At 60.3% G+C, this 22,172-nt stretch carries 16 protein-coding genes and 2 tRNA genes; 4 read left to right on the forward strand and 14 right to left on the reverse strand.

All coding sequences use genetic code 11. The annotated features are described in order from the left end of the window. Nucleotides 1–240: 240 nt before the first annotated feature. Both rlmB and rnr read right to left on the reverse strand, forming a co-directional pair. A complete protein-coding gene (gene rlmB / locus ACYZUC_RS17475; protein ID WP_192419680.1) occupies nt 241–1,005 on the reverse strand; it encodes a 23S rRNA (guanosine(2251)-2'-O)-methyltransferase RlmB in 765 nt (254 codons plus the stop codon). Next, nucleotides 1,002–3,620: a ribonuclease R gene (gene rnr / locus ACYZUC_RS17480; protein WP_461989462.1), complete on the reverse strand. Its 2,619-nt coding sequence runs from the start codon at nt 3,618–3,620 to the stop codon at nt 1,002–1,004. Before rnr ends, rlmB begins: the two co-directional genes overlap by 4 nt. Nucleotides 3,621–3,844: 224 nt before the next feature. Between rnr and ACYZUC_RS17485 the strand changes: the two genes are divergently transcribed. The 4 genes from ACYZUC_RS17485 (at nt 3,845) to ACYZUC_RS17500 (ending at nt 7,044) form a co-directional block, all read left to right on the forward strand. After that, nucleotides 3,845–3,931: transfer RNA gene (locus ACYZUC_RS17485), tRNA-Leu, on the forward strand. Nucleotides 3,932–4,097: 166 nt separating this feature from the next. Beyond that, nucleotides 4,098–4,184, forward strand: a tRNA-Leu gene (locus ACYZUC_RS17490). 284 nt (nt 4,185–4,468) lie between these two features. Further along, entirely contained in the window at nt 4,469–5,479 is a 1,011-nt protein-coding gene (locus ACYZUC_RS17495) for an iron ABC transporter substrate-binding protein (RefSeq protein WP_192226928.1), read from the forward strand. Continuing rightward, nucleotides 5,479–7,044 carry an ABC transporter permease gene (locus tag ACYZUC_RS17500; protein WP_461989463.1) on the forward strand — a complete coding sequence of 522 codons (1,566 nt, stop codon included), beginning with the start codon at nt 5,479–5,481 and terminating at the stop codon, nt 7,042–7,044. Before ACYZUC_RS17495 ends, ACYZUC_RS17500 begins: the two co-directional genes overlap by 1 nt. A 97-nt stretch (nt 7,045–7,141) precedes the next feature. Here the strand turns inward: ACYZUC_RS17500 and ACYZUC_RS17505 are convergent, their stop codons facing one another. From ACYZUC_RS17505 to ACYZUC_RS17560, 12 genes are all read right to left on the reverse strand, one after another. Then, nucleotides 7,142–9,076 carry a methyl-accepting chemotaxis protein gene (locus tag ACYZUC_RS17505; protein WP_192226926.1) on the reverse strand — a complete coding sequence of 645 codons (1,935 nt, stop codon included), beginning with the start codon at nt 9,074–9,076 and terminating at the stop codon, nt 7,142–7,144. Between the two features lie 150 nt (nt 9,077–9,226). After that, a complete protein-coding gene (locus tag ACYZUC_RS17510; RefSeq protein ID WP_008035326.1) occupies nt 9,227–10,516 on the reverse strand; it encodes an adenylosuccinate synthase in 1,290 nt (429 codons plus the stop codon). A gap of 55 nt (nt 10,517–10,571) precedes the next feature. After that, entirely contained in the window at nt 10,572–11,759 is a 1,188-nt protein-coding gene (locus tag ACYZUC_RS17515) for an ATP phosphoribosyltransferase regulatory subunit (RefSeq protein WP_461989464.1), read from the reverse strand. Nucleotides 11,760–12,075: 316 nt separating this feature from the next. Beyond that, nucleotides 12,076–12,945 (reverse strand): protease modulator HflC, encoded by an 870-nt coding sequence (hflC, locus tag ACYZUC_RS17520; protein ID WP_157713931.1) that lies wholly within the window; start codon nt 12,943–12,945, stop codon nt 12,076–12,078. Next, entirely contained in the window at nt 12,945–14,117 is a 1,173-nt protein-coding gene (gene hflK, locus ACYZUC_RS17525; protein WP_461989465.1) for an FtsH protease activity modulator HflK, read from the reverse strand. Before hflK ends, hflC begins: the two co-directional genes overlap by 1 nt. A gap of 96 nt (nt 14,118–14,213) precedes the next feature. After that, on the reverse strand, nt 14,214–15,515 hold the full coding sequence (gene hflX / locus ACYZUC_RS17530; protein ID WP_461989466.1) for a ribosome rescue GTPase HflX: 1,302 nt from the start codon (nt 15,513–15,515) through the stop codon (nt 14,214–14,216). 12 nt (nt 15,516–15,527) lie between these two features. After that, nucleotides 15,528–15,788 (reverse strand): RNA chaperone Hfq, encoded by a 261-nt coding sequence (gene hfq, locus ACYZUC_RS17535; protein ID WP_007902656.1) that lies wholly within the window; start codon nt 15,786–15,788, stop codon nt 15,528–15,530. A 94-nt stretch (nt 15,789–15,882) separates the two neighbouring features. Beyond that, complete coding sequence (gene miaA, locus ACYZUC_RS17540) at nt 15,883–16,854, reverse strand: tRNA (adenosine(37)-N6)-dimethylallyltransferase MiaA (protein WP_461996724.1); 972 nt, start codon at nt 16,852–16,854, stop codon at nt 15,883–15,885. Beyond that, nucleotides 16,854–18,764, reverse strand: a complete 1,911-nt coding sequence (mutL, locus tag ACYZUC_RS17545) for a DNA mismatch repair endonuclease MutL (protein WP_461989467.1) — start codon at nt 18,762–18,764, stop codon at nt 16,854–16,856. Before mutL ends, miaA begins: the two co-directional genes overlap by 1 nt. Then, complete coding sequence (locus ACYZUC_RS17550) at nt 18,761–20,140, reverse strand: N-acetylmuramoyl-L-alanine amidase (protein ID WP_461996725.1); 1,380 nt, start codon at nt 20,138–20,140, stop codon at nt 18,761–18,763. Before ACYZUC_RS17550 ends, mutL begins: the two co-directional genes overlap by 4 nt. A 48-nt stretch (nt 20,141–20,188) precedes the next feature. Next, on the reverse strand, nt 20,189–20,659 hold the full coding sequence (gene tsaE, locus ACYZUC_RS17555; RefSeq protein ID WP_008035315.1) for a tRNA (adenosine(37)-N6)-threonylcarbamoyltransferase complex ATPase subunit type 1 TsaE: 471 nt from the start codon (nt 20,657–20,659) through the stop codon (nt 20,189–20,191). After that, nucleotides 20,647–22,146: an NAD(P)H-hydrate dehydratase gene (locus ACYZUC_RS17560; RefSeq protein ID WP_461989468.1), complete on the reverse strand. Its 1,500-nt coding sequence runs from the start codon at nt 22,144–22,146 to the stop codon at nt 20,647–20,649. The genes tsaE and ACYZUC_RS17560 overlap by 13 nt, the downstream gene beginning before the upstream one ends. Nucleotides 22,147–22,172 lie beyond the last annotated feature (26 nt).

Genomic DNA, 22,172 nt, shown 5'->3' on the forward strand with positions numbered 1-22,172 from the left:
CACTTATGGACTTGCTTGCGATAGACACATGCGTGCCTGCCGTCACAGCAAGGGGCGCAATTGTAGAGAAGGGACAGAAGAGGTGCAAGGCAATTGGTGATTATTTGAACAACCACCAACAACCCCATACCTGTAGGAGCCGGCTTGCTGGCGATTCAGGCGATGCGGTCTTTCAAATGGACCGCGTCACCTGGATCGTCGGAACGCCGCCCGCAGCAAGCCGGCTCCTACAAGGGAGTGTCAGGGCTTCTTGCCAGTGGCGGCTTTTACGCTGCGCTGGCGCTGGGCCTCGAACAGGCAGACGCCGGTCGCCACGGAAACGTTGAGACTGCTGACGCTGCCGGTCATCGGCAGGTGCACCAGGTAGTCGCAAAGATCGCGGGTCAGGCGACGCATGCCGCTGCCTTCCGCGCCCATGATCAGGATGGTCGGCCCGGTCATGTCTTGCTGATACAGGCTCTGCTCGGCTTCGCCCGCCGTACCGACGACCCACAAGCCGCGCTGCTTGAGTTTTTCCAGGGTGCGCGCCAGGTTGGTTACGGCGACCAACGGAATCACTTCCGCCGCGCCACACGCAACCTTTCGTACCGTCGGAGTCAGCGTGGCCGACTTGTCTTTCGGCACGATCACCGCCAGCGCACCGGCCGCATCGGCCGAACGCAGGCAAGCGCCGAGGTTGTGCGGATCGGTCACGCCGTCGAGCACCAGCAACAGCGGTGCACCATCGGTGCGATCGAGCAGCTCGTCGAGCATTGCCTCGCCCCAGACCTGGCTCGGACTCACATCCGCCACCACGCCCTGGTGCACGCCTTCAACCCAGGCATCCAGCTCGCGACGTTCGGCATTGCCGACGGCCACGCGGTTTTCGGCCGCGAGCGCGATCAGCGTCTGAACCCGCGGATCACTGCGGCCTTCCGCCAGCCAGATCTGCTTGACGCGTTTCGGGTGGTGACGCAGCAATGCTTCTACCGCATGCACGCCGTAGATTTTTTCCAACTGACTCATGACTTGGCCTTAGGTTTACGCGCCCCGCCGCTTTTGGCTGGGGCCGAGCCCGCTTTCGGCGGGCCTTTACGGTGTTTGCTCGGTTTGCTGCCGGGAGCCTTGTCAGGCGCCGACCGTCCGGTCTTTCCCCCAGACGCCGCTTTACCACCGCTTTTCGCTTCAGACAGCAACGCCTGCTTCATTTCACGGCTTTTGCGCAGCAAAGCATTTTTCGCTGCCGCATCGCTTGGGCGATAGGCTTCGACCGCTTTTTCCTTGGCAGGACGACGACCGGTTTTCGCCGGCGCCGGCTCTGCTGCAGGCTTGCCAGCAGGTGCAGCGGTTTCAGTCCCGCGCTTTTTGCGGCCGATCGGTGCGCTGATGGTTTTTTCAGCCATCTCGAAGTCGATCTTGCGCTCGTCGAGGTCGACGCGCATTACGCGTACTTCAACGGTGTCGCCAAGGCGGAAGCTGCGACCGGTGCGCTCACCGGCGAGGCGGTGATGCACAGGGTCGAAGTGGTAGTAATCGCCCGGCAGCGCGGTGACGTGCACCAGGCCTTCGACGTAGATATCGGTCAGCTCGACGAACAGGCCAAAACCGGTCACGGCGGTGATCACACCCGGGAACGACTCGCCCACGCGGTCTTTCATGAACTCGCACTTGAGCCAGTTCACCACGTCGCGGGTCGCTTCGTCGGCACGGCGCTCGCTCATCGAGCACTGCTCGCCGAGCTGTTCCAGCGCGGCTTCGTCGTACGGATAGATACGCGCCTTCGGAATGGTCATCGCACCGGCACGGCGAACGTGCGGGGTGTCCTGCTTGGAATGGATGACACTGCGGATCGCCCGGTGCGTGAGCAAGTCCGGGTAGCGGCGGATCGGCGAGGTGAAGTGGGTATAGGCTTCGTAATTCAGGCCGAAGTGGCCCTGGTTATCAGCGCTGTACACCGCCTGACTCAGCGAACGCAGCATGACGGTCTGGATCAGGTGGAAATCCGGACGGTCCTTGATGCTTGCCAGCAAGGCCTGGTAATCCTTCGGCGACGGGCCGTCCTTGCCTTTGTGCAGGGACAGGCCGAGTTCGCCAAGGAAGGCGCGCAGTTTTTCCAGACGCTCCGGTGGCGGACCATCGTGGACGCGATACAGCGCAGGAATTTCGTGCTTCTTCAGGAATTCGGCAGTGGCCACGTTGGCCGCCAGCATGCATTCCTCGATCAGCTTGTGCGCGTCGTTACGAACGGTCGGACGGATTTCGGCAATCTTGCGCTCGGAACCGAAGATGATCCGGGTTTCCTGCGTTTCGAAATCGATCGCACCACGCACATGACGGGCCGCCAGCAGCACCTTGTACAGCGAGTAGAGCTGCTTGAGGTGTGGCAGAACGTCGGTGTATTCGCCGCGAAGCTGACGCGCTTCGGTAACTTTCGGCGTCTCCAGCATGGTGCTGACTTTGTTATAGGTCAGACGGGCATGGGAGTGAATTACCGCTTCGTAGAAGCAGTAGTCAGTCATCTCGCCGGATTTGGAGATGGTCATCTCGCAGACCATGGCCAGACGATCGACATGTGGATTCAGCGAGCACAGTCCGTTGGACAGCTGCTCAGGCAGCATCGGGATCACGCGCTCCGGGAAATAAACGGAGTTGCCGCGAACCTGGGACTCGTTGTCCAGCGCCGAACCGATCTTCACGTAGCTGGAAACGTCGGCAATCGCCACGTACAACTTCCAGCCGCCGGAGAACAGGCGCAGCTTGCCCGGCTTGGCTTCGCAGTAGACCGCGTCATCGAAGTCGCGCGCATCTTCACCGTCGATGGTCACGAACGGCAGATGGCGCAGGTCGATGCGCTTCTCTTTGTCTTTCTCTTCGACTTCCGGCTTGAGCTTGGCGGCTTCTTTCAAGACCGCTTCAGGCCAGACGTGCGGAATATCGTAAGTGCGCAGGGCGACATCGATTTCCATGCCCGGCGCCATGTAGTTGCCCACGACTTCGACCACGTCGCCTTGCGGCTGGAAGCGTGGCGTCGGCCAGTGAGTGATCTTCACTTCGACGAACTGACCGACTTTGGCGTTGGCATTGCGACCTGGCGTCACCAGCACTTCTTGCTGGATCTTCGGATTGTCCGCCACCACGAAGCCGATACCGCCCTCTTCGAAGTAACGGCCAACGATGGTTTCGTGAGCGCGAGACACCACTTCGACGATCATGCCTTCGCGGCGACCGCGACGGTCCAGACCGGAAACACGGGCCAGGGCACGGTCGCCATCGAACACCAGACGCATTTGCGCCGGGCTCATGAACAGATCATCACTGCCGTCGTCCGGGACCAGGAAGCCGAAGCCGTCACGATGACCGCTGATGCGGCCAAGGATCAGGTCGAGCTTGTCCACCGGCGCATACGTGCCACGACGGGTATAGATGAGTTGAGCATCGCGCTCCATGGCGCGCAGGCGGCGGCGCAGGGCTTCGATCTGGTCTTCTGTGGTCAGACCAAACTCTTCGACCAGTTGCTCGCGGTTAGCAGGCGAACCCCGATCAGCAAGGTGCTGAAGGATCAGTTCGCGGCTAGGAATAGGGTTTTCATATTTTTCCGCTTCACGAGCGGCCTCGGGATCGAGGGACTGCCAATCGGCCATTAGAGAGTTTTCACCTTGTCTATATGCGGGTTAGTTTGGCATAGGCGTAATGAAACGGGAAATTTCAGGCTACGAGAGCCCATCTAAAGCCCTTTATCGACAGCGCAAAGCTGATTTAAATGCCGCTGGTAAAATTTTCCAGGTTTTTTTGATGCTGGGGGTTTACAGTTAAAAAGACGCTCCGTATAGTGCGCGCCATCGACGACGGAGACGTTGCCGATACTGCCCAGATGGTGAAATTGGTAGACACGCCAGCTTCAGGTGCTGGTGACCGCAAGGTCGTGGAAGTTCGAGTCTTCTTCTGGGCACCAATTTTGAGCTTGAGATTAGATCAATTTCAAGGCTCGCACAAAAACCCGCGAAAGCGGGTTTTTTGCATTCTACGGTTCTGATTTATTAAAACCAAATCAGGGGTTTACAGATCAAACTGCTCTCCGTATAGTGCGCCACATCAACAGCGGCAACGCTGAAGATTATGCCCAGATGGTGAAATTGGTAGACACGCCAGCTTCAGGTGCTGGTGACCGCAAGGTCGTGGAAGTTCGAGTCTTCTTCTGGGCACCAATTCAAATTTCAGAGCTTGCTCTGGAATTTCACAAAAACCCGCGAAAGCGGGTTTTTGCGTTTCTGGCATCCGAAAAACAACGCGCACCCTGTAGGAGCGAGCCTGCTCGCGATGAGCTCACAGGCGCCCCGTTTAGCCAGACAGCAAGCGTCATCGTTCACGTCCATCGCGAGCAGGCTCGCTCCTACAGGAGTTTGGCCAACCTCCGCAAGGCGCACTTGAGAAACAATATCGTTTATCATTGTTGCAAGTTTTTGCAATGCGACAGTGAGGAACCCTGCGAATGATGTTTCGAAATACCCTGCGCCGCGGCCTGACCATCACCCTGCTCGGCCTGGCACTCGCTACCCCCCTCACCCAGGCTGCTGATCCAGTTTCCCTGACACTCTATAACGGTCAACACAAGGAAGTCGGCGACGCCGTCGCCAAAGCTTTCGAAGCCAAGACCGGTATCCACGTCAACGTGCGCAAAGGCAGCAGCAACCAGCTTGCCAGCCAGATCGTCGAAGAAGGCGATCGCTCCCCGGCCGATGTGATCTACACCGAAGAATCGCCACCGCTGAACAAACTCGGCGAGCAAGGCCTGCTGGCACAAACCGATGCCGCCACCCTCGCCGTTCTGCCGAAAGACTACGTCGCCGGTAATGGCACCTGGATCGGCATCACCGCGCGAGTCCGCGTGGTTGCGTTCAACCCCAAACTGATCGACGAAAAAGACCTGCCCAAATCGGTGATGGAATTCTCCGACCCGAAATGGCAAGGCAAGGTTGGCTTCGTGCCCACCAGCGGTGCGTTCCAGGAACAGGCCGTGGCAATCATCAAAGTGCACGGTATGGATGCAGCTGAAGAATGGCTGACCGGCTTGCGCGCATTTGGCAAGACCTACAGCAACAACATGGTCGCTTTGAAAGCCGTGGAAAACGGCGAAGTCGCGACCGTGCTGGTGAACAACTACTACTGGTTCGCCCTGCAACGCGAAAAAGGCCAGCTCGACTCGAAACTGCATTACTTCACTGGCGGCGACGTCGGCGGGTTGATCACCGTTTCGAGTGCAGCCGTGCTGAAGTCCAGCAAACATCCAAAAGAAGCCCAGCAATTCCTCGCCTATATGGCCAGCGAAGAAGGTCAGCGCGTGATCACCCAGACCACCGCCGAATACCCGCTGCACAAAGGCATGGAATCGGACCGCGGCCTCAAGCCGTTCAGCGAGCTTGAAGCACCGAAAGTCACGCCAGCCGACCTCGGCAACGCCGAAGAAGCCCTGGACCTGGAACGCGACGTTGGCTTGAACTGATGAGCGCACCGCCATCTGCCCCAGCCGTGCGCGGGAGTTACGTGCCACGGCGCAAGCGGCCGTCGATCTGGCTGCTGCTGCCGGTTTTGCTGTTGGTACTGCTCAGCGTGTTGCCGCTGGTGTATGTCGGGCTAAAGACCTGGCAGGCCGGTTGGGCCCAGGCATTGCATTTGCTGTGGCGGCCCTACGTGTTTGGCTTGCTGCGCAACACCCTGGAGCTGATGGTCGGCGTAACGGTCGCCTGTGGCGTGATCGGTTTGTCGCTGGCCTGGCTGCTGGAACGCAGCAATTTGCCAGGCCGTCGATTGTGGGGCGTGATCCTGTGCTTGCCGTTCGCAGTGCCAGCATTTGTCAGCAGCTTTACTTGGGTCTCGCTGAGTGCGCACTTCGAGGGTTTGGGCGGGGCGATTCTGGTGATGACCCTGTCCAAGTACCCGCTGATTTTTCTGCCGGTGGCGGCGACCCTGCGCAATCTCGATCCTTCGCTTGAAGAGTCCGCACGGACGCTCGGGCAGAATCGCTGGGGCGTGTTTTTCAGGATCACCCTGCCACTGCTGTGGCCGTCGCTGCTCGCCGGTTCGCTGCTGATCGCGCTGCACATGCTCGTTGAGTTCGGCGCGCTGTCGATCATCGGCTTGCAGACGTTCACCACGGCGATCTATCAGCAATTCGAACTGGAATTCAGCAATGCCAATGCGGCGATGCTGTCCGCTGTATTGCTGGCGCTATGCCTGATGCTGCTGTGGCTTGAGTTGCGGGTTCGCGGCAAGGGCCGGCACGTGCGCACCGGCCAGGGCGCGGCGCGACAGGCGGAACAGGTGCAGTTGGGACCTTGGGCGGCCGCTGGGCAGATTTACTGTCTGGCACTGGCGATCATCGGCAGCGGCATTCCACTGGGGATGCTGGTGTACTGGCTGGCGGTAGGTTCGTCGGCAGCGTTTCCGGTGGCGGCGATCAGCGAGGCGCTGCTGTCGTCCCTTGCGCTTTCGCTGGGTGGCGCCGCGCTGTGCCTGGTATTGGCGGTGCCAGTGGGACTGCTGGTGGTGCGCTACAAAGGCCAATTGGCGATCTGGGCCGAGCGTTTGCCGTACCTGTTACATGCGCTGCCAGGGCTGGTGATTGCGCTGACGCTGGTGTATTTCGCCCTGCACTATGTGCCGGCGCTGTACCAGACATCGGCGTTGCTGCTGATCGCTTATGCGCTGCTGTTTCTACCCTTGGCGCAGGCACCGATTCGCACGGCACTGAACAAGGCTGCTCCGCAGCTGGAAGAGGCGGCTCGCACGCTCGGCGCCTCGTCGTTCAGCGCGTTTTGTCGGGTGACGCTGCCGATCATCTTCCCGGCGCTGGGCGCGGCGTTTGCGCTGGTGTTTCTGGATGCGATGAAGGAGCTGACAGCGACGCTGCTACTGAGTCCGACCGGGCTCAATACGCTGGCGACAGAGGTTTGGGCGCATACCGCGAATGTGGAATTTGCAGCGGCGGCGCCTTATGCGGCGTTGTTGATATTGGTGTCGGGGTTGCCCGTGTACCTGTTAACAACCCGGATGTATTTGAGCCGCTGAAAAGCTTCGCGGGCAAGCCTCGCTCCTACAGGGGGTTACACAACCCTTGTAGGAGCGAGGCTTGCCCGCGAAGGCGTCAGGCCCGCCAATACAAATCTTAAGCCCTGAACTGCCCCAGGCTCGCCTTGAGCTGCGCCGCCAGGCCATCCAGCACCTTGCCGCTGGCCGTGGTTTCCACCACCGCCTGTGCCGCCTTCTCAGCCTGTGCATGAATGGTTTCAACCCGGCCCCGCACCGCTTGCGCGCCCTGCGCCTGATGAGCCGCTGCTTGCGTCGCCAGACCAATCGCCGCATGTACCTGTTCGACCGACACCTGCACCGATTGCTGCAACTGCGCACTGTCACGCAACACCAGCAAACCCTCGCTGGCCTGACGACCGGCCTGGCCGATCACTTCCACCGCCTCACGCGCACCTTGCTGCAACGCCACGATGTGCGCCTGAATGTCGCCCGTGGAACTCTGGGTCTTGCTCGCCAGCGCTCGCACTTCGTCCGCTACTACGGCAAAGCCGCGACCAGTCTCACCGGCACGCGCCGCCTCGATGGCAGCGTTCAGCGCCAGCAGGTTGGTTTGCTCGGCGATCCCGTGAATCACGGTCAGTACCACTTCAATCTGCTCACTTTGCTGCGCCAGTCGCTCGATGACTTTCGCGCCGGTATCGACTTGCCCAGCCAACGCTTCGATCAGGCTGCCGACCTTCGCCGAGGTCCGGGTGTTTTCATCGGTGGCCGAACGGATGTCCACCACTTGCTTCAAGGCTGCCTGCATGGCGTGGCTTTCGGATTGTGCTTCATCAGCCATTTGCGACAGCGCGCGCAGACTCTCGGCCACTTCGTCACGCTGCATGCCCGCCGCCGCATCGGCACCGGCGTTACGCAGGGTCATGGCGCCGATTTCCACGCCGGTGCGCTGGGCCACATCGCCCGCTTCGCGCACGATCGGCTGCAACTTATCCACAAAGCGATTGACCGCCGAGGCCATGTCGCCGATTTCGTCCTTGCTGTTGATCTGCACGCGTTTGGTCAGGTCACCCTCGCCCGCCGCCAGGTCGTCCATCGCGGCGATCAGCAGCTTCAAGCGATTGACTACGCGCCGACCCAAAACGACCGCCAGCAACAGCAGCACACCGCAACCGACCAGTGCCAGGCCCATACCGATGCGCCAGCGCAAGGTCGCCGCAGCCTCCTGCACGGTGCTGGTGGTGTTGGCTTTCATTTCCGAGGCGGTGGACTGAGCAGACGTCAAACGCGCCCGCATCGCGGTGGCGCTATCAGCCGCCGCGCCTTTGAGACTGTCGCCGACCAGTTGATCACTACTGGAGATCAGTGCAGAGAAACGCTTGTCCAACGCCACCAGATCGGTTTCCACCGAGGCAGTGGAGACACCCATCAAGACTTTGCCGATTTCCACGCCATTAGGGTTGATCGAGGCTTCGACGTAGTAGACCGATGGATCGTTTTTCGCCGCATCCAGCACTTTATCCAGCGCACGCTCACCCTGGCCTTTCTCCAGAAGGGCCTTGTTGATCGGGTTTTCGCGATTGAGGTAGCGCGTCAGGTGCTGACCCGTTGCGTCGTCATAGATCACGAACAGCACGTTGGGATTGCGCTGGGCCCGGCGGGCGAATTCGGACAGGGTGGGAACGTCGCTGTCCCACATGGCGCGGGGGGCGACGGAAGCAAGAAGCTGCGCCATATCATTGGCGGAGTCCTTCAGGTCCTTTTCCAGGGTCGCACGCAGCTGCACCTGCTCGTCCTTCAGCCGCGAGGACAAACCGGCCGTGAGGCGCTGACGCGTGCTGGTGGAGAGGTTGTCGAGGCTCGACGTAACTTCACGTCCCGCCTGCTCCAGCTCGCCGGAAAGTTTTTGACTGTCGGCACCCAGGCGCACACCCAAATCTGCTTCCAGTGCAGTCACTGTGCTCCGCGTCAGAGCAACAGCCACCAGCACCTGCACCAAAAGGGCGATACCAAGGGTAACGAACACAGGCCGCAATAGACGGCTTTGTAACAATGAGAGAACCGCCGACACTTGATATCCCTCTGCTTTGACGCCATTAAATTGATGGCACGCCAGAAGACGCGCTCTTAATGAAGATCACAGCAAAGGTCATGCCGTCCAACAGGCATAAACGACAAAGGGCCCGATTAAGGGCCCTTTGTTTTTTACATCAACGACTTATTAAGCGAACGGGTGACGCAGAACGATGGTTTCGTTGCGGTCCGGGCCCGTCGAAATAATGTCGATCGGCGCACCGATCAGCTCTTCGACGCGTTTGATGTAGGCACGTGCGTTAGCTGGCAGCTCTTCCAGGGCTTTGGCACCCACGGTCGACTCGGTCCAGCCCGGCACTTCTTCGTACACAGGCTGCAGACCCACGTAGCTGTCAGCATCAGTCGGGGCAACAGCGTTACCCTCGGCATCTTTGTAGCCGACACAGATGTTGATGGTTTCCAGACCGTCGAGTACGTCCAGCTTGGTCAGGCAGATGCCCGAGATGCTGTTCACATCGATAGCGCGACGCAGGATAACAGCGTCAAACCAGCCACAACGACGGGCACGGCCAGTAGTCGCACCGAACTCGTGACCTTGTTTGGCCAGGTGCGCACCGACTTCGTCAAACAGTTCAGTCGGGAACGGACCCGAACCTACACGCGTGGTGTAAGCCTTGGTGATGCCCAGGATGTAGTCGAGGAACATCGGGCCAACACCCGAACCGGTAGCAACGCCACCAGCGGTAGTGTTAGAGCTGGTCACGTACGGGTAGGTACCGTGGTCGATGTCCAGCAACGAACCTTGGGCGCCTTCAAACATGATGTCTTTGCCGGCGCGACGCAGGTCGTGCAGCTCGGCCGTCACGTCCAGCATCAGCGGCTTGAGCAGCTCAGCGTATTCTTTACATTCAGCCAGGGTCTTTTCGAATTCGATGGCCGGCTCTTTGTAGTAACCCACCAGCATGAAGTTGTGGTAATCCACCAGTTCACGCAGCTTGTCTTCAAAGCGCGGCATGTTGAGCAGGTCGCCAACACGCAGGCCACGACGCGCAACCTTGTCTTCGTAAGCCGGGCCGATGCCGCGACCGGTCGTACCGATCTTCAGCTCGCCACGGGCTTTTTCACGGGCCTGGTCCAGCGCAACGTGGAAGGACAGGATCAGCGGGCAGGACGGGCTGATACGCAGACGCTCACGCACCGGTACGCCTTTCTCTTCCAGCTTGATGATTTCCCGCAGCAGAGCGTCGGGAGCAACCACCACGCCGTTACCGATCAGGCACTGCACGCCTTCGCGCAGCACGCCCGACGGGATCAGGTGCAAGACGGTTTTTTCGCCATCGATCACCAGAGTGTGACCAGCGTTGTGGCCACCCTGGTAGCGCACTACGGCGGCAGCATGTTCGGTCAGCAGATCAACGATCTTGCCTTTGCCCTCATCACCCCATTGGGTGCCCAGGACTACGACATTCTTACCCATAACACTTGTCCTCATTCGCGCAAACTTGGTGCCGGCCAAGGGCCGGCAGGAAAACTCAAGAAGCCAGTGGCGATACTTGCCAAAGCCCGTTCTGCTGAATCAATTGCCGGTCGCAGTCCGCTTCACGGGCGGCGGCCAAAGGTTGCCCAGGCAATGCCTGAACGACACGCTGACCCTCACTGCGCAACTGGCAAACCTGCTGCCAGAGTGCTGCATCCGTACTGTCAGGCATCCAGATACCGCCAGACGGTAGCTCGATTTCAGCACGCCCCAGGGTCACCAGGGTTTTCAAATCGGTAGAGAAGCCGGTTGCCGGACGAGCGCGACCGAAGTCAGCGCCGATGTCGTCGTAACGACCGCCCTGAGCGATGGACTGACCAACGCCCGGCACGAACACCGCGAACACCACACCGGTGTGGTAGTGGTAGCCGCGCAACTCGCCCAGGTCGAAGTACAGCGGCAGTTCCGGGAAACGCGAGGACAAACGCTCGGCAATCGCCAGCAAATCGTCCAGTGCCGCCAAAACCGGCGCCGGCGCATTCGCCAGACGCTCGCGAGCAGCGCTCAACACTTCACGGCCACCACACAGATCGACCAACGCACGCAGCATGCCCGACAGATCGGCAGGCAAACCTTCGGTCAAGGTAATGACCTCATCGATGGCCTTGCGTTGCAACGCATCAAACAACTGTTGTTCAACTTCACCGGACAAACCGGCCGCGCGGGCCAGGCCACGGTAGATGCCGACATGACCGAGGTCCATGTGCACTTCCGGCACGTCGGCCAGTTGCAGCATGGCCAGCATCAGGCTGATGACTTCCACGTCGCTGCTCGGGCTGGCATCGCCGTACAACTCGGCGCCCAGTTGAATCGGGCTGCGCGAGGACGACAAGGCGCGTGGCTGAGCGTGCAGCACGCTGCCGGCATAGCACAGACGGCTCGGACCTTCGCGACGCAGGGTATGCGCATCGATGCGCGCCACTTGCGGCGTGATGTCGGCACGGAAACCCATCTGCCGGCCCGATTGCGGGTCGATGACCTTGAAGGTACGCAGATCGAGGTCCTGGCCCGCGCCGGTCAGCAAGGATTCCAGGTACTCGATATGGGGAGTCACGACAAACTCGTAACCCCAGCTCTGGAACAGATCCAACACCTGACGACGCGCGACTTCAATGCGCGCCGCTTCCGGTGGCAGTACTTCTTCGATGCCATCTGGCAGCAGCCAGCGGTCTACCGTTGCCATTACGCCATTCCCCTATGGTCCGGGCGGCAAGCCTATGGGCGAGCCTTGAGTGAAGCAGAAAATGATCGGCTTTGTTTACAAGCCACCCATAAACAACGCGGCGAAAAGCCTGAAAATAAGCTTCGCCAATCACTTTCCTCGAAAAACCTGTCGAGTCATTCAACTCGGGCGCCTGCATAAACAACAGCAATCAAACGTGCAGACGCAAAAAAGCCGGGAATTTCCCGGCTGCCGCATCATACACACGTTTTCCCAAAGGATCACCCCGCCCGAGGCTTTAGCCGCCAGGCGGGGGATGATTCAGGTCAACGTCGTATCAAGGCTTGGCTTTTTCCAGGTAACGGAAGAAGTCACTGCTTGGGTCCAGGACCATGACGTCGGATTTGTTCGCGAAGCTTTCACGGTAGGCACGCAGGCTACGGTAGAAACCATAGAACTCCTGATCCTGGCCGTAGGCTTTGGAGTAGATCGCAGCGGCCTGGGCATCACCATCACCGCGAACCTCTTCGGATTCACGATAGGCTTCAGCCAGCAGCACGCGGCGTTGACGATCGGCGTCGGCACGAATGCCTTCTGCCAGCTCGTTACCCTTGGCGCGGTGCTCGCGAGCTTCACGCTCACGCTCGGAGCTCATGCGCTCGAACACACTGCGGTTCACTTCTTTCGGCAGATCGATGGCCTTGACCCGAACATCGACCACTTCGATGCCCAGCTCTTTTTCCGCCATCTTGTTCAGCGAAGCGGTGATATCGGTCATCAGCGCATCGCGCTCACCCGACACCACTTCGTGCAGCGTGCGCTTACCAAACTGGTCACGCAGGCCCGATTCCAGTCGACGGGAAAGACGCTCGTCAGCAATCTGCTTGAGGCCGGAAGTCGCGGTGTAGAAGCGCTCGGCATCTTTCACCCGCCACTTGGCGTAGGCATCGACCATGACAGCTTTCTTTTCCAGCGTCAGGAAGCGTTGTGTCGGTGCATCCAGCGTCATCAGGCGTGCGTCGAACTTGCGCACCTGGTTAACGTAAGGCACTTTCACATGCAGGCCCGGCTGAACATCGGTCTGAACCACGCGACCGAACTGCAGCAACACCGCACGCTCGGTCTGAGCCACGATGTAGAAGCAGTTCCAGGCTGCGATCGCCACGACGACGCCGACAATAAGGGCGATCAGCGATTTATTGCTCATCAGCGACTCTCCCTGGTACGTGCTTGCTGTTGCTGCAGATCAGCTGCCGCACGCGCATTCGCTTCATTGCTGGTGGCTGCCGCACCGGTCACCGGAGTGCTGGTGTTGCGACCACTTTCGACCATCTTGTCCAGCGGCAAGTACAGCAGATTGCTCTGGCCATTCTTGTTGCCGGTCACGAGAACCTTGCTGGTGCTGCTGAAGACTTCCTGCATGGTGTCCAGGTACAGACGCTGGCGGGTGACTTCAGGTGCCTTGCGGTACTCGGCGACCAGTTTGGTGAAGCGATCGGCCTCACCCTTGGCGCGCGAGACGGTTTCGTCACGGTAACCGTTGGCATCTTCGATGATGCGCTGGGCCTGACCACGGGCTTCCGGCACGACGCCGTTGGCATAGGTTTCAGCCTGGTTGCGCGAACGCTGCTCGTCTTCACGGGCGCGGATCACGTCATCGAAGGCTTCCTGCACTTCACGCGGTGCCGCTGCGCTCTGTACGTTGACCTGGGTGACGGTGATGCCGGTGCGATAGGTATCCATGAAGCGTTGCAGACGCTCCTTGATCTCGCTGGCCATCAATTCACGACCTTCGGTCAGCACCTGGTCCATCGCGGTGGAACCCACCACATGGCGCAGGGCACTTTCGGTCGCGTGCTGCAGGCTGATTTCCGGCTGATCGACGCTCAGCACGAAGTCCTGCAGGTTGCTGATCTTGTACTGCACGGTCAGCGGTACTTCGACGATGTTTTCGTCTTCAGTCAGCATTTGACCCTGCTTGGTGTACGCACGCTCACGCGTGACGTTTTCCAGGTACTTGCGATCGATCGGCGGGAAATAGATGTTCAGACCCGGGCCGACGGTTTCGTAGTACTTGCCGAAGCGCAGCACCACGGCTTGCTCCTGCTCGTCGACTACATAGACCGCGCTGTACAGCCACACGGCCGCCAACACGACCAGGCCGATGCCGAGCAGGCCGCCAAAGCCGCCACTCTTGCCCGGACCACCGCCGTCATCACCGCGTTTCTTACCACCACCGAACAACCCATTCAGGCTTTCCTGCAGCTTTCGGAAGGCCTCGTCGAGATCCGGTGGTCCCTTGCGGTCGCCGTTATTGCGACGCTTGCCACCCCAAGGATCCTGATTATTCGAGTTGCCACCCGGCTCATTCCAAGCCATAGCGCTCTCCATCTGATAAAGCAAAGACGCACCCACGGCGCGCCGACCAATGCTACAGAATGCCTGTCACCGCGGCACAACCGCTTTCTCAGGCTTTTATTGCAAAGTGTGTTGTTCGATGAACTCTGTCGGCACAACGCCTTCACGGCTGACCAGCCGATTGAGCTCCGAGCGCGGCAATCGAACGGCCAGCAAGCTGACACCTTCTTCGTCGTGTTCTTCTTTCTGCACCGCTCCGAGTTCGAAGAACTGCGCACGCAGTCGAGCGAATCGTTGCGGCAAGCGCAAGGTACCGATAAACATCTCACTGCCCAGCAACTCGGCAATGGCTTGTTCGAGCAATTCCAGACCACTGCCATCACGCGCCGACAGCCAGACCCGTTGGGGTTTGCCGCTTTCGTCGCGCTGGATTTGTGGCTCAACGCCTTCAAGCAAATCGAGTTTGTTATAGACCTCGAGGATCGGCAAGTCCTGGGCACCAATCTCGCCCAGCACCACCATCACCTGCTCGATCTGCAACATGCGATCCGGTTCGGCCGCATCGATCACGTGCAACAGCAGGTCGGAGTTGCTCGACTCTTCGAGCGTAGACCGAAATGCCTCGACCAGCTTGTGGGGCAAGTGGCGAATGAAACCCACGGTGTCGGCCAGGACAATCGGCCCCAGGTCGGCCAGTTCCAGACGGCGCAAGGTCGGGTCCAGCGTGGCAAACAACTGGTCAGCCGCGTACACGTCGGATTTCGTCACGTTATTGAAGAGCGTGGATTTGCCGGCGTTGGTATACCCCACCAAAGACACGGTAGGGATATCCGCACGCGTACGGCCACGTCGCGACTGTTCGCGCTGGCTGCGCACTTTTTCCAGTCGGCCCTTGATCTGTCGCAGGCGAACCCGCAGCAAACGGCGGTCGGTTTCCAGCTGGGTTTCACCCGGGCCACGCATGCCGATACCGCCACCTTGACGCTCAAGATGAGTCCAGCCACGAACCAGACGGGTGCTCATGTGGTCAAGCTGGGCCAGTTCTACCTGGAGCTTGCCTTCATGGGTACGGGCGCGCTGGGCGAAAATATCGAGAATCAGACCGGTGCGGTCGATCACGCGACACTCGAAAACACGTTCGAGGTTACGTTCCTGACTGGGCGTAAGCGTGTGATTGAAGATCACCAGATCGGCTTCTTCGGTATGGACCAGGTCGCGTAGTTCCTCGACCTTGCCGCTACCGATCAGGAATTTGGCGGTTGGCCGATGACGCGGCACGTTAAAAAACGCAACGGTCTCGGCGCCGGCCGAATTAGCCAATTCCTGAAACTCCTGCGGATCTTCGCGCGCCTCAGGGTCCTGTCCATCCAAGTGAACGAGGATCACTCGCTCACCACCACCGTGGCGCTCAAAGAACAAAGGAGACTCCTATCAGGCGTTACCTGGCTCAGCGTCGCCTGCTTCGGATTCGGTTGCGCTAGGCAGACGAATTGGACGAACCGGCACCACTGTAGAGATAGCGTGTTTGTAAACCATCTGGCTGACGGTGTTCTTCAGCAGGATAACGAACTGGTCGAAAGACTCGATCGTGCCTTGCAGTTTGATCCCGTTGACCAGGTAGATGGACACCCCAACTTTCTCTTTACGTAAAGTATTCAAGTAAGGGTCTTGTAGCGAATGCCCTTTTGACATGTGCCGCACTCCTTTAAGGATTCAATATAAAAAATAGGTAAACAGATGGCTTGTGGCCGTCACACCCCCAAGGATAGACGGCAATTGCAAGGACTCAGCTCAATATGGAGATGGTCCCCAGGTATTTCAAGGCGCGCGGCAGATTGTCGCAATCCAGGCTGTCCAACCAGTGTAAATCAGCCCAACTGCGCAGCCAGGTGAACTGACGTTTTGCCAATTGGCGCGTGGCAATGATTCCACGCTCCTGCATCTCGGCTTGCGTCAGCTTGCCATCCAGGTAGTCCCAGACTTGTCGGTAGCCTACTGCGCGTATAGACGGCAACCCGGAATGCAGGTCACTTCGCATACGCAGGGCTACGACCTCGTCGATGAATCCCTGTTCCAACATTAAAGTGAATCTTTGTTTAATTCGCTCGTGCAGTACCTGACGATTTGCCGGAGCAATGGCCAAGTTCGCGACAGTATAGGGCAATTGTTGCAGTCCCGAAGCGGCTGCTTCAGTACTTTGCGCAGATTGTCTCAGCCTAAGCTCGGTCATGCTCTGACCGCTGACACGATAAACTTCCAGTGCTCGACTGAGTCGCTGCGGATCGTTCGGGTGAATACGCGCCGCCGATTCCGGGTCGATGATCGCCAATTGGTCGTGCAGGGCTTGCCAGCCAAGGCGTGCAGCTTCTTCTTCGATCTGCGCGCGCACTTCAGGATCGGCCGCCGGCATGTCCGCCAGGCCTTCGACCAAAGCCTTGTAATAGAGCATTGTGCCGCCCACCAGCAGCGGAATTTTGCCCCGCGCGGTGATGTCGGCCATCGCTTCGAGGGCGTCACGGCGAAAATCTGCGGCGGAATAGCTCTCTGCCGGGTCGAGAATATCGATCAGACGATGGGGAAACTCGGCCAGAATCTCTTTCGACGGCTTGGCGGTGCCGATGTCCATGCCGCGATAGACCAGCGCCGAATCGACGCTGATCAGCTCGCAAGGCAGGACTTTGGTCAGCTCGATGGCCAGGTCGGTCTTGCCCGCTGCGGTCGGGCCCATCAGGAAAATCGCAGGAGGGAGCTGGCTCATCAACGACCGCGCAGGAACAGTTTGTCCAGATCGTCCAGGCCCAATTGGGTCCAGGTCGGTCGGCCATGGTTGCATTGACCGCTGCGCTCGGTGTTTTCCATGTCACGCAGCAGACCGTTCATTTCCGGCAGGGCCAGACGCCGATTCGCCCGAATCGCGCCGTGGCAAGCCATGGTGCCAAGCAATTCGTTCAGGTGCGCCTGAATCCGGTCGCTGGTGCCGTATTCCATCAGATCGGCCAGAACATCGCTGACCAACCGGTTGGCTTCCGCTTGCTTGAGCAAGGCCGGAATCTGCCGAATGGCCAGTGTTTCCGGGCCGAGACGCTGCAACTCAAAGCCCAGGCGCTGGAACCACGCGACGTTTTCTTCGGCGCAATCGCCTTCGCGCTCGCTCACGGCCAAAGATTCCGGAACCAACAGCGGCTGACCGCTCAGGCCTTCGCTGGCCATGGCGACTTTCAGGCGTTCGTACATGATCCGCTCATGGGCGGCGTGCATGTCCACCAATACCAGGCCTTGGGCGTTTTCCGAAAGGATGTAGATGCCTTTGAGTTGCGCCAATGCGTAACCCAACGGTGGAATATCGTCCTGACCGGCCGGCAGCGCGACAGCATTGGCTTCCGGCAACGGCGTAAAAAATTCACGGTAAGCAGCCTGGGCTTCAGCCGCAGGCACACCGGACTGAGGACGCGGCGTGTATTGATACTGATAACCGGCACCAGCGCCCGAGCCCGCCGGCGTATTGAACGACGGTTGCGCTTGAGGCTGCTCCAGCAACGCATTGGCCGCCAGGCGCATTTCGCCTTGCGGGCCGAATTCACCGGCCTCGAGGCCGCTCGGACGAACGATGGCAGTCGCCACCGGTGCCGCCAGATGATCATCCGGTCGCACATCGCCCAAGGCACGGTGCAAGGTGCCATAGAGGAAATCGTGGACCATGCGCCCGTCACGGAAGCGCACTTCGTGCTTGGTCGGGTGCACGTTGACGTCGACACCGGCCGGATCGACTTCGAAAAACAGCACGAAGGTCGGGTGCCGACCATTGAACAGCACGTCGCGATAGGCCTGGCGCACCGCGTGGGCCACCAGTTTGTCGCGAACGGCGCGGCCGTTGACGAAGAAATACTGCAAGTCCGCCTGGCTGCGGTTGAAGGTCGGCAAGCCCACCCATCCCCACAAATGCAGGCCGTTGCGCTCGATTTCGATCGGCAGCGCCTGTTCCAGGAACCCCGAGCCGCAGATCGCCGCCACACGCCGGGCGCGGGCCGCGTCGTCATGGGCTTCATGCAGGCTGAGGATGGTCTTGCCGTTGTGGCGCAGGTGGAACGCCACGTCGAAGCGCGCCAGCGCCAGGCGCTTGATCACTTCTTGCAGGTGATCGAATTCGGTTTTTTCGGTTTTTAGAAACTTGCGCCGCGCCGGGGTGTTGAAGAACAGATCCCGCACTTCCACGGAGGTGCCCACCGGATGAGCGGCAGGCTGCACGCGGGGCGCCATGTCCCGGCCTTCGGTTTCGACCTGCCAGGCCTGATCGGCATCGCGGGTGCGGGAGGTCAGGGTCAAGCGCGCCACGGAGCTGATCGAGGCGAGTGCCTCACCACGGAATCCGAGGCTCATCACCTGCTCAAGGTCTTCCAGGTTGCGGATCTTGCTGGTGGCGTGACGGGCCAGAGCCAGCGGCAGGTCATCGGCAGAAATGCCGCTGCCATCGTCGCGCACCCGCAGCAGCTTGACGCCGCCCTGCTCGACATCGACGTCAATGCGCTTGGCGCCGGAGTCGAGGCTGTTTTCCAGCAACTCCTTGATCACCGAAGCAGGGCGCTCGACCACCTCGCCGGCGGCAATCTGGTTCGCCAGTCGCGGGCTGAGCAGCTCGATGCGAGCGCTGTTGATCACGACCTGATTCATTCTTTGGATGCCAGTTCGGTGCCGGGAATGGTCAGGGTCTGACCGATTTTCAGCTCGTCGGTTTTCAGGTTGTTGGCGCTGCGCAAGGTGGCCGGGGACACTTGATAACGCACGGCGATCATCGCCAGGGTTTCACCCGGGTTCACCCGGTGATCACGAGGCCCTTGGGCGATTTTCCCGGAATCGCGCAGCCAGGCGATGTAAGTGCCCGGTGGCGGATTCTGCTGGAAGAACTGGCGCACGCCGCTGCTGATCGAGCGAGCCAGCGCTTGCTGGTGGCTGGAGGCCGCGAGTTTCGAGGCTTCGTTGGCGTTGGAGATGAACCCGGTTTCCACCAGGATCGACGGGATGTCCGGCGACTTCAACACCATGAACCCGGCTTGTTCCACGCGCTGTTTGTGCAGCGGCGTGACGCGGCCGATGTTGCTCAAAACCTTCTGGCCGACGTTCAGGCTGGACGTCAGCGAGGCGGTCATCGACAAGTCGAGCAGCACGCCTGCGAGCATGCGGTCCTTGTCGTCGAGGCTGACGTTGCCGGCACCACCGATCAAGTCGGAGCGGTTTTCACTGTCGGCCAGCCAACGGGCGGTTTCCGACGTGGCGCCGCGATCAGACAGGGCGAACACCGAGGCACCGAACGCAGCGGCCGAAGGCGCGGCATCGGCGTGGATCGAAACGAACAGGTCGGCGCCCTTCTTGCGGGCAATTTCGGTGCGGCCACGCAACGGAATGAAGTAGTCGCCGGTGCGAGTCAGTTCGGCGCGGAAGCCTTTCATGCCGTTGACCTGACGCTGCAATTCGCGAGCGATGGCCAGCACCACGTCTTTTTCACGCTGACCGCGAGAGCCCGAGGCACCCGGGTCTTCGCCGCCGTGACCTGCGTCGATCACGACAATGATGTCGCGCTTGCCGGCCGGTGCGGGTGGCAGCTTGACCGGGGGATCGACCGGAGTGACCGGCACCGGCGCGACAGTCGCAACGTTGGTCGGCGCAGGAGTCGGCGCGGCGTCGGCGGCGTTATCGAACAGATCGACCACCAGACGATTGCCATACTGGGCGTTCGGCGCCAGGGTGAAGCTTTTCGGCGTGACGGCTTTTTTCAGGTCGATGACCACGCGCAGGTCGGTCGGCGTGCGTTGGGCCGAGCGCATGGCGGTGATCGGGGTGTTGGCAGTGGACACGTTCAGCGGCGCACCGAGGGTGGCACCATTGATGTCGATCACCAGTCGATCCGGGGCTGTCAGGGTGAAAACGCTGTGTTGCACCGGCCCGGTCAGGTCGAACACCAACCGTGTGTTGTCCGGCGCCCGCCACAGACGGACGCTGTTGACCTTCGTTTCGGCCACAGCGTCGACGGTCACCGCCAAAAACAACATCCCTACGGCAGCTACCATCGCGCGAAAGCGCATACCTGACCCCATCATTTAATTGATTTCCAATGCCAAAGCGGCACACCACGACTCGCCACGCGAGCCCTGGGACAAAATTTTCAGCGAACGCCCGCTGTCTTGCGGGCTAATGGTAATGGTCAGGTCGGGCTTTGGCAAAAAGCCTGCACCTTTATCGGGCCACTCGATCAGGCACAAGGCATCGTCTTCGAAATAGTCGCGGATGCCGAGGTACTCCAGTTCTTCAGGGTCGACCAAACGATAGAGATCGAAATGGAAGGCGCGGATGTCGCCAATCTCGTAGGGTTCGACCAGGGTGAACGTCGGACTTTTTACCGCGCCCTCATGCCCCAGCCCCCGGATGATGCCGCGGGACAACGTAGTTTTCCCCGCCCCCAGATCCCCTTCCAGAAAAATCAGACCGTGCCCTTCGGTGGTTTTCGCGATGCGGGCGCCAAACGCGGTCATCGCTTCTTCATCAGCCAGGTACAGGGTTACTTCAGACACGGTGCTTGCTCCTCCAACAACTGACGAATGGCTGGAATCAGATCACTGGCCGCCAGCCCACGGCCCGATTTACCTTGTTGCGCGCCGGCATTGGCGTGCAGCCAGACTCCAAGGCAGGCCGCATCGAACGCGTCCATGCCCTGGGCCAGCAACGCGCCGACCAGACCGGCCAGCACATCGCCCAGCCCGGCAGCGGCCATGGCCGGGTGGCCCTGATGGCACACCGCCAAGCGGCCATCCGGGCTGGCGATCAGGCTGCCGGCGCCTTTCAAAATCACTACAGCTGTGTATTTTTTGCTCAATGCGTGCGCCGCTGCCGGTCGATCCGCCTGCACTTCGGCCGTGGATATTCCCAGCAGTCGCGCCGCTTCGCCTGGATGCGGCGTGATCACGCAGTCCTTTGGCAGGCTCACGTGTTCGTCAGCCAGCATATTCAACGCATCGGCGTCCCAGACTTGTGGAAGCGGTGCATTGGCCGCCGCCGACAACAGACTGCGTCCCCACGAAGCCTGCCCCAAGCCCGGACCGACCACCAGCACGGAAACCTTTTGCAGCAAACCCATCAGTTGATTCGCCGACGAAGTGCCCAGCACCATCGCCTCGGGAATTCTGGCCAGTGCCGCCGACACATGCTCGCTGCGAGTGGCCACCGACACCATGCCCGCGCCACTGCGCAGCGCACTTTGTGCACTCAGCAAAATGGCACCGCCGAAACCGCGATCACCGCCAATCAGCAAGACATGGCCGAATTTGCCTTTATGCGCAGTCGGCGCACGCCCTGCCAGACGCGGCAAGTTACCGGCCGTCAGACGACGAGCACTGATCGCGATCCCGCTCAAAGACTCAGGCGAAGCTTGCAGATCGTTGAAGACCCACTCGCCCACCACGTCCGCCGCCTCACCCGTGAACAGGCCCAGTTTCAAACCAATGAAGGTCACGGTCAGATCAGCCCGGACGGCCGCACCGAGCACGCTTCCCGTATCCGCACAAAGGCCCGACGGAATATCCACCGCCGCAACCGCCAGGCCGCTGGCATTGATCGCCGCGATGACGCTGGCGTAAGGCTCGCGCACCTTGCCTGTCAGGCCGGTGCCGAGCAAGGCGTCCAATACAACGCCACGCAACTCCGACTGTGCACTCCAGGCTTGAACGGCGACGCCTTCGGAAAGGGCCTCGGCATGGGCCAAGGCAGCATCGCCCTGCAAACGCGGGGGATCACCGACCGCCAACACGCGCACATGCCATCCGGCACGCTTGGCCAATACCGCAACCAGATAACCGTCACCGGCGTTATTGCCGTGACCGGCGGCCACTGTCAGTTCGTTGGCCGTCGGCCAGTGCCGGACCAGCGCACGCCAGGTCGCCCGCGCCGCCCGCTGCATCAATTCGAAGCCCGGCGTACCGGCCGCAATCAGGCTCGCATCGAGCGCTCGCACTTGCGCGGCGCTGTACAGCGCGTCGGGTAAATCATCTTTAGTGTGCGGCATGCGTCTTCGGGCTCCGATGTCTGGCA

It is taken from the genome of Pseudomonas sp. GT1P32 (assembly GCF_054897805.1).